This window comes from Oxalicibacterium flavum, from assembly GCF_014635065.1.
GTDB lineage: Bacteria > Pseudomonadota > Gammaproteobacteria > Burkholderiales > Burkholderiaceae_D > Oxalicibacterium > Oxalicibacterium flavum.
Genome location: NZ_BMCG01000004.1, coordinates 322023 through 339576, shown reverse-complemented (window position 1 = coordinate 339576; position 17554 = coordinate 322023). Strand labels below are relative to the sequence as shown.

The window sequence follows — 17554 nt, the reverse complement described above, 5'->3', positions numbered from 1 at the left end:
CCTTTTTCATGAACTGGCAGGTGCGAAAGAGCCGATCGGCATGACGCTTTCATTGTCCACCTGCCCGGAAGATGCCTTTACCAGCAGATACTGCATCTCGATCAGCATCCGGCTCGCCACCTTCTCGCCGTGTCGTTCCGCGGGATGAAAGTGCATGCCACGCAGCGCTTCCCGTGCCGACACATCGAAGCCTGCGGTCGCCGCAATCACGCGAATCTCTTCCACAACACCTTCGGCATCGATCAACAGCTCCACCATCACTCGCCCCTGGCGGTTGGCGTCATAGGCTTCCTTCGGATAGACCGGCAACAGATTCTGCCGCGCCTTGACGCGCCGCTGCACATCCGCCGCGCCGTAATAACGCGAGTCGGCGGCAGGTTCCTGCAGGTATTCGGATGCGTCGAATCCCGCGCTCGCGAGACGGTCATACAACAGCTCCTGGACTTGCAGGATCGGCAGCATCAGCACCTCGCCCGGCACCACCGCGTCCGAATGCATGCCGCTCGCGGGTTCTTGTTCCATGTGCCGCACTGCGCGCGCAGCCACTGGCGACGATGATGATTCGGCGGATGCCGCTTCGTTGCCACTTCCTGCTGCTTGCGCGGAGTGCGAGACGGCCGCACGAATGAGCGAGACTTCCAGCGGCGCCACGGTATCCTGCACCGCGACAGCGGGGCGATAGGCACCATGCACCAGCCCCGCATGCACGGCTGCTGACAGGATCAGGAACAGCAGGCCCGCCTGCCTGTTCGGCGTGAAGAATCGCATTGCTAACGCCAGCAGTAATCCACGCTCTCCGAGCCGCTTTCCCCCTTGACGCCTTTGTGGGTGAAAGTCAGATTGCCGCATTTGGCATCGGCAATTCGGGGGGTGCCCGTGATGCGGAACCCGTCATCCTGGGAACCGCCGGCTACCTCGGGATCGATCCTCAACCCACAGGCGCTGGAGGCGGCGCTATTGCCCGAGAAATTCCAGCCGCCGATATCGTTGAAATTGGCAACGTACTTGTTGTTCACGGTGTAATACCGCTCCAGCAGATTGGCAGTCTGCAGGATGGCCGAGGCGCACTCGGCGCGCCGGCCCTTGTTGACGTATTCGACATAAGAGGGATAAACGATGGACGCCAGAATGCCGACAATGACCACCACCACCATCAGTTCGATCAGGGTGAATCCGGCGTTCGCTTTCTTCATGGTGTTTCTCCGGTATGGGTCACGGTTGTTCATTGCATGATCTCGCGCCATGACAGCCGGCCGCTCGAACTCGAATCGGCTTCGCGCACGCTTTCAAGGTCCGGGCCCGAGAATATCTTGTGTTCCTGGCCTTCCTGCCCCTTGATGATGGTCGGGAACGGCACCAGGCCGTTGAGTTTGCGTCCGCCCACGACGTTCAGTGTGTCGTTGTAGAGCAAGCGGTCGGCATCGTTGATGACGCCATCGCGGTTGACATCCAGTGGCGAGCTGTCGAGCGCGCCGCCGGTCACGGCATCGAGCTCCATCAGCCAGCTTCCGCCACCGGAGGTACAGACGTTCTCGGACGGCACGATGGTGGTGAAGATGAGCCTGCCGTTCCTGACGACGGGGTTGTAGATCACGCGTTCGCCCTGGGTGCTGAGGTCCATGTACCAGCCGCGCGCGCGTGGCGACACATCGCCATAGACGACGCTTTCATCCGATGTCAGACGATAGTCAATGTTGCTGACCGTCAGTTCGGCGATGATCGATTGCTGGACCAGGCTGCTGCGATCGATGGTCGGGGTAGTCGATGCGTTCTCGTCCCATATTCCGTAGAAGGTCTGGGCCGCGGTGGTCCGTGCATCGCCTGCCTCCAGGTAACGCCCGGTACCGAACAGCACCACGAAGCCACCGGCGGGATTGCGCACGATCTCGGGACCGGATGTGATCGGCTGCACCGCGCCTGCCGCACTGCGCGCCGAATATAACGGCTGCGCCGCTTCAGTAGTTCCGTAGGCGACCTTCCACAGCGCAGCATCGGCCGCGCGCACGTCGAACTTCCACATGTTGCCAAGCAGATCGCCGGCATAGATGTAGTCGGCCACGCCATCGACATTGTTGTCGATGACGGTGGGCGATGACAGACCGTTGACACCGCTCAGGCCTGCAAGATCGATGCGCATGTAGTCGGTGCCTGCCACCCACGATTTGCTGCCGGCTTCGCGGTCGAGGAACACGATGAACAATGCCGCCTTGCCGGTCGTGCTGTTATAACCGTTGCCGAATACGGCAGCCCAGCGGCCATTGGCCATCTTCACCACCGAGGGCCGGCCGAAGGTATAGCCAAGATTGGCATCGTTGGCATCCGTGAATTCCCACTGCACGAGGCTGCCGGCATTTTCTTCGGAGAACGTGCCCACATCCGTCACGTCCAACGCATAGAGTCCCTTGCCGCCCGCATTGAGGCCGCCGATCAGCAGCGTCTTCCAGGTACTTGCGTCAACCTTGACGTCGGCGATGGTCGGCGTGCCATCGACAAAATAGCGATGTCCGTACGACTGTCCTGTCAGTTCCTTCAGATTGGGAACCACGCTGGAGGGAATGTAGGCGAGTTTCTCGACCCCATTGCTTGCCAGGAAACCGTGCAGCATGCCGTCATTGCCGCCGACGTAGAGCATCGGCTCACGATCCTTGTGGGTATTGGCAAAGGTGAAGTAGGCGCTGTCGTCATGTCCGCTGGCCGGCTTGCCGACGAACTGCGGGTTCGAATTCACGATGTCGCCGAGCAGGCTTGATCGCCTGCGCATCTGGGTCGGACCGTTGCCTTCCTGCGACTGGTCGCCGCGAAGCCATGCCAGCCTTTGCTCGGCCTTGCTCAGGTCGGCTTCGCCCTCCGCCTGCAGCGCAAGCTTGTAGGGGAAGGCCTCGTTCCAGCGGAACGGGATTCCGGCCCGGTTCGAGTCGGGGTCGTTGTCATAGGTCACGATCACGCGGCTGCCGTGCGCCGGCATCTTCTGCGCAGCATCCCATTCCGGCACATCCGCGATCACGCCATCGAGATCGATGGGAAAGGCCAGCAGCTGCCCCGACCAGTCGGTGGCATTGAAGCGCGCCTGGTAAATGCGCGAACCGGTCTGCAGCGAGGCGGAATTGGTTGCCACCGAAGACGAGGAAGACGTCGCCAGAATCGAGATGAAGGCGCGCTCCAGCGCAGTTTCGAGCGCGCCGGGATTGGCGACGAAGAAATAGTTGTCGGGCACGCCGTCGGATCCGGGAGAGCCATCCGCGCGGCGGGTATCCCATTTGGCAGGATCGTCAGGCTTGCCGCTGGTACCGTTGAAACCGCCCCACTTGGCCGCGTACCAGAGCGGGTCCTGCAACTGTCCGCCACTGTCGCCGGTCGCGGTGTAGGTGACGGTCGTCGGTCCTTTCTGTCCACTCGCCGTTTCGCTGCCAGCGCGGCAATTGGTACAGCCCGTCACGCCGGCAATCGGATCGGTGTAATTGAAGCCGTAGGCACCCGAGTGGAAATGCGCACCATCCTTGTTGGTACCGGAAATCACGTAACCAAAGCCCTGGCCGTTGGCCGACGCCGTGGTGATCGCCTCCGTGGTCACCGATATTTCGTCACCATTGATGGAATAACTCAGGATGCCCCACACGTCCTGGTCGAAGTCACCACCCTGGTTGGAATCTTCCCAGTTCACATAGAACTTGCCGCTGGTAGCCGTCTGTTCAACGACCTTGAAATCCACCAGCGTGCCGCTGGCATAGACACCTTTGCCGCCGGCATTGACGCGGTAGGACGGAATGATCTTGACCGGGTGGCCATTGACATTGATCGTGATGCTCGGCGTGTTGCTGGCGAGCTGGATACCGTAGGTCGTCACCTTGAGCGACTTGGCATCGGCCGCCGGCACCGCACTTGCCACTGTGCCGCTGGTACGTATCCGGTTTGTCTTCGCGTAATAGGCAGCACCAGCCATCAGGTAGGTGCCTTTCTGCGTCGGTGCTTCCGGGCAGATGCCGAGCGCGCCGCTCAGTCCGCTAAGCTCCTTGGCCGTACATGAACCGTTATCGGTGGTGCCATTGCTGCCGACCAGCCATTTGGAGCCGCTCGTCACCGCCTCGTCTACACCCACCCTGTCGGTCCAGGTGGCCGCCGTGGTCGATGACGCATCGCCGATGCCCGTCATGTTCATCTGGTCGCCATCGTAGGAAGACACGGCCGGATTGAAGACCAGCGTATTGAGCGGCGAGCAGTAGTTGGTGGCCGTCAGCGGGTCCTGCCATGCTTCGATGGTGAGTCCGAGCTTGTCGTCCTTGGTACCGTTTTCCGACGAGGTGTATTTGAAGGCATCGGTCGGTTGCAGACCGGCGAAGTAGCGTATCGATTCGAGGAAGATTTCGGAGATGGGATTGCCCCACGACGAACAGTTCCCTTCCGGTGCGGCATCGCCCTGGCCGGTGCCGCCGCCGGTCAGAACCATGCCTGTCATCTGGTAGTTGCAACTCTCCGAATCGGCACTTACCTCCGTGTAGCCGCCTCCATCGTAGTTGTAGCCATAGATGCGCATCTTGTTGAGGTTGTGCACGATTCCCTTCACCTCGCCGCTCGCCGCATTCGAGCCGAGCTTGAACGTGCCGTTGGAAGAGACATTGATCTCGCTCGAGAAATCGGAGATGTTGCGCCGCAGGACGCCGCCCGAGATGTTCTTCGTGTAGGAGCCGGTCATCAGGCCAAACTTCATCTGGCCGCGCTCGCCGTATGTCTGCAGCAGGCCGACCGGCTTGTAATTAAGATCGGGATACTGCTCGCATTTTTCCTTGCCGATCAGATCCGGCACGCAGACCTGGACGCGCGCCGTGTATTCCCCCTTTCCGCTCCCGGTGCCAAAGCCCTTGTCGGCGCGCTTTGGATTACTGCCGGCGGCAGCGATGCCGGAAGAAGCGGAATTGTTGGCATTGGAAGCACTGTGTTCCTCGCTCCATGTGCATTGCCAGCGTTCGTTGGAAGCCCACAATGCGTAATTGCCTTCCACCACCCGTATCTGCGGCGCATTGGTATTGGTTTGAGAGTACTTGTTGACGCCACTGCTCGAACCCGGCGTCATGTTGCAGAAAGTCAGTCCGCTGCCCACCGCGGTTGCCGGCGTGAGTTGAGTCAGATCAGTGCCGTTGTAGAACTTCGCCCATGCGTGGGCGTCGGTCGGCTGGAACGAGCGTTCGAGCACGGTGATCCCTGACCGCGTTGCCGTTCCCGAACCGGTCGCCACCGTGGCCGGCTCATCCGTCGAGCGCAGGCCGCCATACAGCAGCTTGCGCACCGCATCCATGCGCGACATCGCGACCCAGTTCAGGAAGTTGCCGCTCCAGTTGCCCGAACAGTACTTATTGGCCGTAATACTGTGCGGCACAAAGCGATTGGCCGACGTATTGTAGTTGTAGCATTTGTACGAATCGAAGTAACCGTAGTAATCGATGGAGTGGGTATAGGTGGTCTCGAGGTTGCCGTCGCCATCCAGATCGGAATAGTCGTTGTAGGCCTTGAAGTAAAGCTGGTGATCCTTGGACAGATCGATCATGACCAATGGCGGGATGTTGCCGCCCGAATAGATCGGCCGCTGCGAGAGATCCAGCTGCGCTATTGCCGGCACCGCAGTCAGCAAAAGGAACAACGCACAGAGACGCATCCTTGCGCGCAAGGATGCGATGGCACTGAGGAGAATGGACGGGAACACATTGCCTCCGATAGATGGATGCTTCATGGCTGGGGCCTGACCACTTCCTGCAGCAGGACCTGGGTGCCTTCGTTGGAACCGAAGCCGAGCGCCGAAATGCGATACAGCACCCTTACCTTGGAAGCGCCGTACTCGGCGCTCGTACTCAGGCCATCGGTGCTCCCCAGATCGGGCAGGATTTCGATCAGATAGCGCGGCGGCTTCCGCACACTGCCGGGCGAGCCGTCCGTCTTGAATGCCGCAGATTCCTCGCTGCTGGCATACTCGATGAAGAAATCGGCACCGTCGTCGTCGCGCAGGATTGCCTCCCATACCGGCTGCCCTTCCTGCGCCGGGCGGCAAAGGCCTTTTCCTGCCGCATCCTCATCGCTGCTGCAGGAACCGGCGACCGAAGGAAAACCGAAATAGCCACTCAGCTTCTGCGCCTGCATCGCGCGTGCCTGTACCAGCGCCGCTTCCGCTGCCTGAAAGGCGATGTTGCGGTCGCGATAGTTGCGTGCCATGCGCTCGTCGAGCGAACTGATGGTCGCCGCCGAGATGCCCAGCAGCATGAGCACGATCAGGAAGATGATACCGACCAACAGCGTTGCGCCGCGCTGACGGGACGGCAGCCGCAAACGAACGTATGCCGCGCGCGCTTTCATTGTCTGGGTCATGTCCATGAAGCGGCCCCGTGTCAGTTCAGCCGGTTGCGCACGCCGACCGAGAATGCAAACTGCCTGCGCATGCGCTGGTCATCGGCAGGAACGAAGACACTACCGGCGTCATCCGCAGGCGCCACGTTCTCCGGTGCATACTCGGCGCCAAAATGGTTGAACACGGTGTTGGCGGCAGTTGGATGGTTGTTGGTTGGCGTACGCATGACGAAGGACAGCATCACGCTCTTGACGTTGGCCATGTTGACCGAACCGGCCGGCCGCAGGCGATTGATGGAGCCGTCACCATCGGTATCCTCGCCGTACAGAAGCTGCATGCTCTCCACATCCGGGAACAGCTGGACCGGATCGGCAGCACCGATCCGACATGTCAGCGAAGGCACGCCGCCCACGTCCTGGATGGCAAAGGTCTGCACCACCATGCTGTCGCGTGCGACGCCGGTACCCGCGCAATCGACGATGCTGTCGTCGGGCACCGCAGAATCGTCGAGCGTGGATGAACCGTAGAAACGCACAGTGAAGGTATCGCTGGCAGCGCTTCCGTTGCCGCTGCCGTTAGTGCCGTCAAGCACCGGATCGGCGCCAAAGCTGTTGACCGTCGAGGCATCCCAGTAGCCGGCATTGCGCAGCGCGTGACTCAGCGTCTGCGTCATGGTGCGCGCGTTCTCCTGCATTCTCGAGAAGTCGTCCTGCGTCGCGTAACTGCGCCGTTGCACCAGAAACAGCGACGAGATCGCCAGCACCACCATCAGCGAAATGACGACGGCGACCATCAGTTCGATCAGGCCGAAACCGCGCATGGCATGAACGGGACCGGAGCCGGTAACGAATCGGAGATAAGGACGGCTTGCTGTCATGGCTGCAGGCTCGTGATGAAGTGAGTCGGCTTGCTATCGTCGGTGCGTTCGTTCCACCAGATATCGATCCAATAGCGGCCATCGTCATCGAGCAAGATCGCGCCGTCGCCGCTCGGCAGCACCTTGTTGGACTCGCGCCACAAGGCAAGATGCAGACGCGCCATCTGTCCCGGCGTGCAACCGTCCTCGGAGAAACAGGCGGCCACGGTATCGCCGCCCTCGGTTTCCGGCACGTCCGCCGCGGCCGCTCCCGTGTCGGGCACTTCTGTATCCGGCGTTTCGGCATCGCTGCCCGCCGTGGCGAGTTCGCGGTAATCGAAGGCTTTGTTGGCACGGATCATGTCGGCCAGCGAGGCCGCCTGCATGGTCGCCACCGTGCGCAAGCCTGCGCTGTGGCCATAGCGCAGCGTCTGCAGTTGCAGGCCGGCGAGCGCCAGCAGGCCGGTGGCGAAGACGAGAATGGCGACCAGCACCTCGATCAGCGTAAAGCCGCCCTGCGTAGAACCGTCCCGCCGACGTCGTGCGATGTCATTCATCCTCATCATCCCCGCCCTCTCCGCAGTCGGTGACCGAGACGTCGCTACGGCCGGACGTCTCGACCGAGACCAGCCGGCCGAAGTTGCCGACGCGCTCGTCGCAGACGATAAATGTCGTTGCACTGTTGACCTGCCCGGTCGAACGGAAGGAAACAGAACCGGCCGCCTCGCCAGTCAACGTCTTCGGCGCCGAAGGCGCCTCGGAAATGCGCAACAGTTCTTCACCGGGCCCACGACTGCCGTCGCGGTCGTCGTCGACGAAGACCAGCCGCCCGGTATTCCAGCCGTCGCTGCCGCAACTCGCACCGTCGGCGCTCGGACACAGCGCCACGTTGAGGTTGCGCCTGACGGCCTCGCTTCGGGCATACTGCAGGTCCGACAACAGACTGCGCGCCTGGCTGCCGAGGGCGGCGTCTTTCATGAACTGGGTGAAGGAAGGCATGGCGACCGCCATGAGGATGCCGGCGACGAGGATCGTCACAATCAGTTCGATCAGCGTGAATCCTCGGGCTCTGCCTTGCATGCCGCTCCCCGCAGAGGTTTGTTATTCGATGGCAACGATCATAATGAAAAGGCATGAGGCCCGGCACACCGCCTGTCCGGCATTTCACTCCGCACATCCGTTTTCCGCCACACATGGATAGTCACATCGCCACCAGCCGTACCGGCACCCTGGCCCAAGTGGTCCTGGACCGGCCGCAGGCACTGAATGCACTGTCGCTGGGCATGGTGCGCGATCTGTACCGCGCGCTGACCGCGTGGCGCGCCGATCCCGCCGTGCAGGCCGTGGCCATCCGCAGCAGTTCCCCGCGTGCCTTCTGCGCCGGCGGCGATCTGCGCTTCTTCCACGAAGCCTGCCGCGCCGGCCTGCATGGCGGAGCCGAAGCGCTCGAGGATTTCTTCACCGAGGAATATCGCCTCGATCACCTGATCCACCACTACCCTAAACCCTGGCTGGTGCTGATGGACGGCATCGTCATGGGCGGCGGCATGGGCATGGCGCAGGGCGGCGCTTCGTGCGTGCGCGTGGTCACGGAACGCGCGCGCATGGCAATGCCGGAGGTGAACATCGGACTCTTCCCGGACGTGGGCGGAGGCCGCTTCCTGTCGCGCCTGCCGGATCATGTCGGCCTGTATCTGGCGCTCAGCGGCGAAGCGTTGAGTGCCGCCGACGCGGTACGCATCGGCCTGGCCGATTTCCTGCTGCCGTCGGCGCGCATGCCTGCATTGCTCGACGCATTGCAGCAAGCGGGCGATGGCGATGTCCGCGCCTGCATCGCAGAGGCGGCAGTATCGGTAGCGGATGCAGACTGGATTGAAGAAGAAGGATTATCGGCAAACCGCTCCGCGATCGCGCAGCACTTTGCGCAGGACAGTGTGGCGGCGATCGCCGATTCATTGCGGCGCGACGATTCACCGTTCGCGCGCCGCACGCTGGCGGCGATGATGCAGCGCTCGCCGCTCATGCTGTGCGTGACGTTCAGGCAATTGAAGAGGGCAAGGGAACTGTCGCTCGCGGATTGCCTGCGCATGGAGCGCAGCATGATCCGGCATTGCTTCGATCATGACGAGGTGCTGGAAGGCATACGCGCCGCCATCATCGACAAGGACAGGCAGCCGCGCTGGCAGCCGGCGCATCTGGACGCCGTTACCGAGACGATGGTGGAGCGCTTCTTCGAGCCGGCATGGCCCGCGCATCTGCATCCCCTGCGCGATCTGGCCTGAACCGCCAGCCTTCCCTCAACCCATTTCGTCGATCAGGAACAACCGCTTGTGCTCGCGGATCGCGTAGCGGTCCGTCATGCCGGCGATGTAGTCGGCGATCTGGCGCGCCTGCTGCTGCACGGCGCGTTCGGGATCGCCTCCGCTGACCTGGTAGTCGGGCGGCAGCAATGCGGGTTCGCGCATGAAGGCATCGAACAGTTCGCTGACGATGCGGCGCGCCTTGCTGGTCATGCGGTTGACCTGGTAGTGACGATACAGCTTCTCGCGCAGGAATTTCTTGAGCAGCGCCGCTTCCGCCTGCATCTGTTCCGAGAAGGCGATCAGCGGAGGCGCATTGCGCACGTCTTCCAGACTGGCGACACCAGCCGCATGGATGCGGTTCTGCGAGGTGCGAATCAGATCGACGATCAGTGCATTGATCATGCGCCGGATGGTTTCGTTGATCGCGCGGCGGCCGGCGATGCCCGGATAGGCGCGCTCGACCTCGTCGCGGTGACGCGCGTAGAAATCGATCTCGTCGAGCTGGGCCGTGGTCAACAAGCCCGAGCGCAGGCCGTCGTCAATGTCGTGATTGTTGTAGGCAATCTCGTCGGCCAGGTTGGCGAGCTGCGCTTCCAGCGACGGCTGCTTCTTCTCGATGAAGCGCAGGCCGACGTCGCCGAGCTTGCGCGCATTCTTCAGCGAGCAGTGCTTGAGGATGCCCTCACGCGTTTCGAAGGTCAGGTTCAGGCCGTCGAAGGCGCCGTAGCGCTGTTCCAGCGTATCGACCGTGCGCAGGCTCTGCAGATTGTGCTCGAAGCCGCCGTAGTCCTGCATGCAGGCATTCAGCGCATCCTGGCCGGCATGACCGAACGGGGTGTGGCCGAGATCGTGCGCAAGCGAAATGGCTTCGACCAGGTCTTCGTTCAGGCGCAGGTTGCGCGCGATCGAACGCGCGATCTGCGCGACCTCGATGCTGTGCGTCAGGCGGGTGCGGAACAGGTCGCCTTCATGGTTGACGAAGACCTGCGTCTTGTATTCGAGTCGGCGGAATGCCGTGGAATGGATGATGCGGTCACGGTCGCGCTGGAATTCGGTGCGCGAGGACGGCGCGGCTTCGGCATAGCGCCGGCCGGCGGACAGTTCGGAGCGCGCCGCACAGGGCGCGAGGTGCGCTTCGATGTCCGTCATTTCATGCCGTCTCCAACGGCGACGGCAGTAGCAAGATCAGACTCATACGCATGCGGCCAGCGTCTCCAGCAGCTTGTCCTGCGGCACCGGCATGATGACCGAGGTGCCGAGCGGCTTGAGCAGGATGAACTTGATCTGGCCACCCTCGTTCTTCTTGTCGACTTCCATCAGTTCCAGCCAGCGCGCTTGGCCCAGATTCGGCGCCTTGGTCGGCAGGCCCGCGGCCTTGACCACGGCGGCGATGCGCGACCTGCTCGCCTCGTCGATGAAGCCGAGGCGGTACGACAGGTCGGCCGCCATCACCATGCCGCAACCAACCGCCTCGCCGTGCAGCCAGACACCATAGCCCATGCCGGCTTCGATCGCATGGCCGAAGGTGTGGCCGAAATTGAGGATGGCGCGCAAGCCGCCTTCGCGCTCGTCCTGCCGCACCACGTCGGCCTTGATCTCGCACGAGCGGCGGATCGCATAGGTCAGCGCAGCGGCATCGCGCGCCACCAGCTTGCCGACGTTCTGTTCGATCCAGTCGAAGAACGGCACGTCGATGATGGCGCCGTACTTGATGACTTCCGACAGGCCTGCCGCCAGCTCGCGGTCGGGCAGCGTGTTCAGCGTCAGCGTATCGGCGATCACCGCCTGCGGCTGGTAAAAGGCGCCGATCATGTTCTTGCCGAGCGGATGGTTGATGCCGGTCTTGCCGCCGACCGAAGAGTCGACCTGTGACAGCAGTGTGGTCGGAATCTGCACGAAGGGCACGCCGCGCATGTAGGCGGCTGCCGCAAACCCGGTCATGTCGCCGATGACGCCGCCGCCAAGCGCGATCAGCGTGGTCTTGCGGTCACATTTCTCGGTCAGCAGCGTGTCGAAGATCTTCATCAGGTTTTCCCAGTTCTTTTCTTCCTCGCCGTCGGGCAGGACGATCTGGGTCACCTTCTTGCCGGCCGCGGCCAACGTGAAGCACAGTTGTTCGAGATAGAGCGGCGCCACCACGGTATTGGTGACGACGGCCACGCGGTTGCCCGGAATCTTCGCGGCGACGATGGCCGGATCGTCGAGCAGCGCATGGCCGATGGTGATCGGATAGCTGCGTTCGCCGAGATCGACGTGCAGCACTTCGGAAGTGGAAGGCGGTAATGTCATGACGGTTGCCGGACCGGATGTTGGTTGAGCGGAGGCGTCCGCTGCCTGCTTGCGCGCGCCCTGGTCGAGCTGCGACAGGATGGACTGCATCAGGAATTGTACGTTAGGACGTCCGGTATCGATGATGAAGTCCGCCACCTCATTGTAGAGCGGATCGCGCACGCGCGTGAGTTCCTCGAGCGTCTTGCGCGGATCGCCCTTCTGCAGCAGCGGGCGGTTGCGGTCGTGGCTGGTGCGCTGCAGCAGGTTGCCGACGCTGGCGCGCAGGTAGATGACGGTACCGCGCTCCTTGAGCAGGGCGCGGCTGTCGGGATTGAGCACGGCGCCGCCACCTGTTGCCAGAACGATATCGTCCTGCGCCGTCAGATCGCGGATGACTTCCGCCTCGCGGCGGCGGAAGCTCGCTTCGCCCTCGATTTCGAAGATCAGCGGAATGGTGGCGCCGGTACGCGCCTCGATTTCATGGTCGGAGTCGACGAAACGCTTGTTGAGACGCTTGGCCAGCGCCTTGCCGACCGTCGTTTTGCCGGCTCCCATCAGGCCGACCAGAAATATGTTTCCTGCCACTACCGCACTCTTCCATGCCAGATGCAGACGCCGACATGGCGCTGCCTACAACCGGCATCCTACCTGATTGCCACCTTGTCGTTGAGGATTTTGGGCGTCAGGAAGATCAGCAGCTCGGTTTTTTCGTCAACGCGGCGCGTGTTCTTGAACAGGTTGCCGACCACCGGAATGTCGCCGAACAGCGGCACCTTGGCCACGTTGTTGCGCTCGGTCTGCTGGAAGATACCGCCGATGACGACCGTGCCGCCGTTGTCGATCAGCACCTGCGTCTTGACGTGCTTGGTGTCGATCGCGAAGCCGGCACGCGTCTCCGCACCCACGCTGTCCTTGTTGACGTCGACGTCGAGGATCACGTTGCCGTCCGGCGTGATCTGCGGCGTGACCTCGAGCTTCAGGTTGGCCTTGCGGAAAGAGATGCTGGTCGCGCCCGAGCTCGTCGCCTGCTGGTACGGCAGTTCGGTGCCCTGCTCGATCAATGCCTTCAACTGGTCGGCCGTGATCACGCGCGGACTCGAAATCACCTTGCCCTTGCCATCGGCTTCCAGTGCCGACAACTCCAGCCCGATGAAACGCGTGGCCGCCGCGTTGAACAGCGTCAGCGCGATGGTGCCCGGGTTGTTCGAATTGATGGCCGATGCCGGCAGGCTGACCGCGCTGTTACCCAGCGTCGGCAGCGCGCCGTTGCTGCCGGGCGCCGCCTGCGAACCGCCAAGCTGGTAGTTGCCCTGGTTGCGCACGCCGAACGACAGCTTGGCGCCGAGGTCGCGGCTGAAGGTATCGCTGGCTTCGACGATGCGCGCCTCGATCATGACCTGACGGCTGGCGATATCGGTCTTCTGCACCAGCGCGCGGATTTCCTCGAGCTTGGAAGCGATGTCGGTCACGAACAACTGGTTGGTGCGCGGGTCGACCACCGCGCTGCCGCGCTTGGTCAGGATGCTGCGGTTGCCGCCGTCGATGCCGAACACCTGCTTGAAGGCTTCTGCCTTCTGGTAGTTGAGTTGGAAGGTTTCGGTGCGCACCGGTTCCAGATCGGCGATCTGCGCGCGCTGCTCGAGCTCCAGCTTTTCCTTGGTCAGCAGTTCGTCACGCGGCGCGATCCACAGCACTGTGCCGTTCTTGCGCATATCCAGGCCTTTGGCCTGCATCACGATGTCGAGTGCCTGATCCCACGGCACGTCCTTCAGCCGCAGCGTCAGATTGCCGCTGACGGTGTCGCTGGTGATGATGTTGAGACCCGTGAAGTCGGCAATCACCTGCAGCACGGCGCGCACATCGACGTTCTGGAAATTCAGCGAGAGCTTCTCGCCGCGATAATTCTGGGTCCCCATGCCGAGCCGGTTGGGTTCCTCGCGGATCGGCTTGACCTCGATCACCAGTTGCGTATCGCTCTGATAGGCACTGTGCTCCCAGTTGCCTTGCGGTTCGATCAGCATGCGCACGTTGTCGCCCTGCTGCTGGGTGGTGATGGTGTTGACCGGCGTGCCGAAGTCAGCAACGTCGAGGCGCCGGCGCAGCACCTGCGGCAGGCTGGCCTTGAGGAAATCTACCTCGATCTTCTTGCCGACCTGGCGTACATCGACCGCGATCTGGCTGCCCGGCAGATCGACCACCACGCGGCCCTCACCGTTGTTGCCGCGACGGAAATCGATATCGCGCAGCGCATGCCGGCCAGCCGCCTGCTGCGCGGGTGCGACCGGCAGCCCAGATGCATTCACTGCCGCGGCCGGGCCGCCCGAACCATCGATGGTCACGACCACGGCATTGCCGTCGATCGCGGTGGCATAGTTGAGGGAACGCTGCAGATTGAACACCAGGCGCGAACGTTCGCCGGCCTGCACCACATTGACGTTGCGTACGTCACCCAGTCCGATTTCCTGCATGCCCTTGCCGGTCGCATTCGCCGTATCGGCGAAGTCGAGCGCGATGCGCGCCGGGCTGGTGATCGAGAACCCCATGGGCAGCGCCGCCACCGGATTCTTCAGTTCGATCTTGACCACCACATTGCTGCCCTGCTGGGTCGAGGTGATCGACTGGATTTCATTGGAGGCGGCAAGCGCCGTGCGGCCTGCCATTGCCAGGAACGCGAACGCCAGGATGCATCCCATACTTCGCACGAACTGCATACCCGAAACCTGTTTTTGATACGCCATCATTTTTGCGTCTCCTGCAATTCAAGCTTGGCTTCGCGTTCGACCCACTCGCCGGACGCGTCCTGGACTGTTTCCACCAACTGCACTTCGGATTCGGTGATGTTGATCACGCGCCCCATGTTCGATCCGACGTAATTGCCGACCTTGACCTGATGAATGATCTTGTCCACCTGCAGCAGCGCATAGGTCAGTCCAGGCTTCTGCAAGGTGCCAACCATGTGCAGGGTATCGAGCGGATAGCTTTCCAGCGGTTCGCGGCGGCGGTCGAGGTCGGGCCGGATGCCGCCGGTCTTGGCCGCCTTCGCGAGCGCAGTCTCCAGCTTGCGCGCGCTGTATGGGTCTTCGCGGCCGTTGGCCTCATAGGTGAAGGGCGTGAATTTCTTGGGTTCGGACAAGGGCTTGATCGAGACGCGACTTTGCGCACGGGTCTGATCCATCCACTGGCGCAGCTCCGCCGTGTCGCTGCCGCCGCAACCGGACAAGACGGCAAGCAGCACAAGGGTTCCTGTCAGACGAAGCGGAAAGGCGTTCATTTCTTCCGTGCTCCCTTTGCTTTTTTCTTGTCGGCAGCAGCCTTGCGCTGCGCCGCGATTTCCTCGTCGTCGAGATAGCGGAAGGTCTTGGCAACCGCCTCCAGTGTCAGCGCGCCGTCCTTGCCGGCGACCAGGTTCAGCTTGTTCAGGGTGACGATGCGCGGCAGGTTGGCGATGTCGCTCGTGAAGGCCCCGACATCGTGGTAGGTCCCGGTCACCTTGATGTCGATCGGCAGCTCGGCATAGTAGTCACGCACCACCACCTGCCCCGGCTTGAACAACTGGAACTGCAGGCCGCGGCCAAGGCCGGCCTGATTGATGTCCGACAGCAGCGCATCCATTTCGGCCTTGCTCGGCAACTGCTTTTCGAGCGTCGAGACGTACTGGTTGACCTGCTCCTTCTGCTTGCGCAGCGCTTCCAGGTTGACCGCCTGCTGCACCTTGCTCTTGTAGGCGTCGCGCAACTGCGCTTCCTGCGCCACGGCGCGATCGATGTCTTCCATCTGATCGCTCCAGTAAAAGAACCATCCCAGTGCCACCACGGCCGCTGCCACGCCGAGCGCACACAGCGCACGCGGCACGATCGGCCACTGTCCGGGATGCAGGCCGTTGAGTCCGCGGAACTGGGCGCTGACGGTTTCACCGATGTTTTTCAGGTCTGCCATATGCGATCTCTTCGGTCAGGAACGTTTGGCAGGCTTGCCTGGCGCACCGCTGTCGGTTTCGGCCGCAGCCGGCTCCATGTCACGCGGGCGGCGGATATCGACATTGACGGTGAATTCGAAGACGCGCTTGGCGTCGTTGCCCCTGCCCTGACCGAGACTGACCGAACGGATCTCGACCAGATCCGGCTTCTCGAGCCACGGAGAACGGTTGCCCAGATTGCGCAGCAGCTCGGAGACCCGCTCGTTCGATTGCGCGTAGCCGTTGAGCTTCACGCGCTGGCCGTTCTGCTGGAAAGCCTTCAGATAGACGCCTTCGGGCACCTGCTGCGCCAGTTCGTCGAGCAGATAGACCGGCTGGTTGCGATCGCTCTGCAGATCTTCGACCGCCTGCTGGCGCGCCTTCAGCGCCTCGATATCCTGCCGCAGGGTGGCGACTTCCTTGATCTGCACATCGAGACGCGCATTCTCGGCCTTGATGTACTGGTTGCGCGTTTCCTGGTTCGCCAGACGGCTGGCGAAATAGCCGCCGACCGCGGCCACGATCAACGCACCGACCACGGCACTGGCCAGCATCAATGCGACAAATGCCTGCTTGCGCTGCTTGCGCCTTTCCTCCCGGTGCGGGAGCAGATTGATACGGATCATCAGTCGAACCTCCGCATCGCCAGACCGCAAGCCACCAGATAGGCTGGCGCTTCGGCACGCAACTGCTTTTCGCGCACATTCGGGCCGAGCTGCATACCGGCAAAGGGACTGACGACTGCCGTCGATATCCGCGTGCGATCGGCGACCGTTTCAACCAGGCCGGGAATGGTGGCGCAGCCGCCAGCCAGAAAGAGCTGGTCGATCTGGCTGTAGGGCGTGGAAGTGAAGAAGAACTGGATGGCGCGCGTGACTTCGAGTGCGGCGTTCTCCAGAAAAGGCTCCAGGATATCGGTCTGATAGCCGTCCGGCAGATCGCCGGTTTTCTTGCGAAGCTCGGCCTCTTCGTAGGACAGGCCGTAATTGCGCACGATATCCTGCGTCAGCGAATGACCGCCGAACGGCTGCTCGCGCTCATAAAGCACCTCACCGTCCTGCAGGATGGAGACGTGCGTGACATTGGTGCCGATCTGGAACAGCCCGAGAATCTGGCCGCGTTGCGACTTCTGCCGCGTGATGCGCTCGATGGCGGCGCGCGCCGCATAGGATTCGATATCCATCACGGTCGGCTTGAGGCCGGCCGCCTGCGCGACCGCAACGCGGTCCTCGACCTTCTCCTTGCGCGTCGCAGCCAGCATCACTTCGATGTCTTCAGGAGAATTGTCGGCCGGGCCGATCACGTCGAAATCGAGACGCACTTCGTCGAGCGCGAACGGGATGTACTGGCTGGCCTCGGTCTCGACCTGAAGCTCGAGGTTATCCTCGGACAGCGAACCGGGCAGAATGATTTTCTTGGTGATGACGGAGGCTGGCGGCATGCCGAGCGCCACCTGTTTGGCGCGCGTGCCGCTCTTCTTCCAGGCGCGGGCCACTGCGTCCGATACCTGCTCGATGTTCTCGATATTGCCGTCGACCACCGCGCCGCGCGGCAGCGGTTCGGTGGCAAAACATTCCAGACGCAGCTGGTTCTTGCCCGCATCGGACAGCTCGACCAGCCTGATCCCCGAACTGCTGATGTCAAGACCGACCAGCGGCAGCTTCTTCCTGCCGAACAGGGCACCGAAATCAAAGGCCAAGCTGACTCTCCCTCAAATCTTCTTATCTGATTGAAACGTCACGCTATTTGTATCGGTCTGGCGCCGACATCCGTGCCACAGCGTTTTGACGACAAGCATTCAGGAACCGGCGATTTGCATGCCTGTGTGCAACATTGCT

The 17554-nt window shown here is 62.2% G+C and carries 15 protein-coding genes; 1 reads left to right on the top strand and 14 read right to left on the bottom strand.

What is annotated here, in order from left to right:
* Positions 1-6 precede the first annotated feature (6 nt).
* The 7 genes from IEV38_RS12045 to IEV38_RS12015 are packed head-to-tail and all read right to left on the bottom strand — an operon-like array spanning position 7 to position 8267.
* Complete coding sequence (locus IEV38_RS12045) at positions 7-849, bottom strand: energy transducer TonB (RefSeq protein ID WP_188396439.1); 843 nt, start codon at positions 847-849, stop codon at positions 7-9.
* Complete coding sequence (locus IEV38_RS12040; RefSeq protein ID WP_188396438.1) at positions 771-1193, bottom strand: type IV pilin protein; 423 nt, start codon at positions 1191-1193, stop codon at positions 771-773. The genes IEV38_RS12045 and IEV38_RS12040 overlap by 79 nt, the downstream gene beginning before the upstream one ends.
* A gap of 29 nt (positions 1194-1222) precedes the next feature.
* On the bottom strand, positions 1223-5722 hold the full coding sequence (locus IEV38_RS12035) for a pilus assembly protein (RefSeq protein WP_188396437.1): 4500 nt from the start codon (positions 5720-5722) through the stop codon (positions 1223-1225).
* A complete protein-coding gene (locus IEV38_RS12030) occupies positions 5719-6351 on the bottom strand; it encodes a pilus assembly PilX family protein (protein ID WP_188396436.1) in 633 nt (210 codons plus the stop codon). Before IEV38_RS12030 ends, IEV38_RS12035 begins: the two co-directional genes overlap by 4 nt.
* Before the next feature lie 20 nt (positions 6352-6371).
* Positions 6372-7208, bottom strand: coding sequence for a PilW family protein (locus IEV38_RS12025; protein ID WP_188396435.1), 837 nt, complete (start codon positions 7206-7208; stop codon positions 6372-6374).
* Positions 7205-7744 carry a type IV pilus modification protein PilV gene (pilV, locus tag IEV38_RS12020; RefSeq protein ID WP_188396434.1) on the bottom strand — a complete coding sequence of 180 codons (540 nt, stop codon included), beginning with the start codon at positions 7742-7744 and terminating at the stop codon, positions 7205-7207. Before pilV ends, IEV38_RS12025 begins: the two co-directional genes overlap by 4 nt.
* Complete coding sequence (locus IEV38_RS12015) at positions 7737-8267, bottom strand: GspH/FimT family pseudopilin (protein ID WP_188396433.1); 531 nt, start codon at positions 8265-8267, stop codon at positions 7737-7739. Before IEV38_RS12015 ends, pilV begins: the two co-directional genes overlap by 8 nt.
* A 113-nt stretch (positions 8268-8380) precedes the next feature.
* Here IEV38_RS12015 and IEV38_RS12010 point away from each other — a divergent pair, with 113 nt between their 5' ends.
* Positions 8381-9469: an enoyl-CoA hydratase/isomerase family protein gene (locus IEV38_RS12010; protein ID WP_188396432.1), complete on the top strand. Its 1089-nt coding sequence runs from the start codon at positions 8381-8383 to the stop codon at positions 9467-9469.
* Between the two features lie 15 nt (positions 9470-9484).
* On the opposite strand, the gene IEV38_RS12005 is transcribed toward IEV38_RS12010, so the two are convergent.
* From IEV38_RS12005 to IEV38_RS11975, 7 genes are read right to left on the bottom strand one after another with little or no spacing between them, the layout of a single operon-like run.
* A complete protein-coding gene (locus IEV38_RS12005) occupies positions 9485-10639 on the bottom strand; it encodes a deoxyguanosinetriphosphate triphosphohydrolase (protein ID WP_188396431.1) in 1155 nt (384 codons plus the stop codon).
* Between the two features lie 42 nt (positions 10640-10681).
* The gene (gene aroKB, locus IEV38_RS12000) at positions 10682-12346 is read right to left on the bottom strand and encodes a bifunctional shikimate kinase/3-dehydroquinate synthase AroKB (RefSeq protein ID WP_188396430.1); all 1665 of its coding nucleotides are present in this window, start codon (positions 12344-12346) and stop codon (positions 10682-10684) included.
* Between the two features lie 59 nt (positions 12347-12405).
* Positions 12406-14454, bottom strand: coding sequence for a type IV pilus secretin PilQ (locus IEV38_RS11995; RefSeq protein ID WP_188396429.1), 2049 nt, complete (start codon positions 14452-14454; stop codon positions 12406-12408).
* Between the two features lie 44 nt (positions 14455-14498).
* Positions 14499-14996, bottom strand: a complete 498-nt coding sequence (locus IEV38_RS11990; protein WP_371869873.1) for a pilus assembly protein PilP — start codon at positions 14994-14996, stop codon at positions 14499-14501.
* A 32-nt stretch (positions 14997-15028) separates the two neighbouring features.
* A complete protein-coding gene (locus IEV38_RS11985; protein ID WP_188396427.1) occupies positions 15029-15697 on the bottom strand; it encodes a type IV pilus inner membrane component PilO in 669 nt (222 codons plus the stop codon).
* 15 nt (positions 15698-15712) lie between these two features.
* Positions 15713-16342 (bottom strand): PilN domain-containing protein, encoded by a 630-nt coding sequence (locus tag IEV38_RS11980; RefSeq protein ID WP_188396426.1) that lies wholly within the window; start codon positions 16340-16342, stop codon positions 15713-15715.
* On the bottom strand, positions 16342-17415 hold the full coding sequence (locus IEV38_RS11975) for a pilus assembly protein PilM (RefSeq protein ID WP_188396425.1): 1074 nt from the start codon (positions 17413-17415) through the stop codon (positions 16342-16344). Before IEV38_RS11975 ends, IEV38_RS11980 begins: the two co-directional genes overlap by 1 nt.
* Positions 17416-17554: the final 139 nt, after the last annotated feature.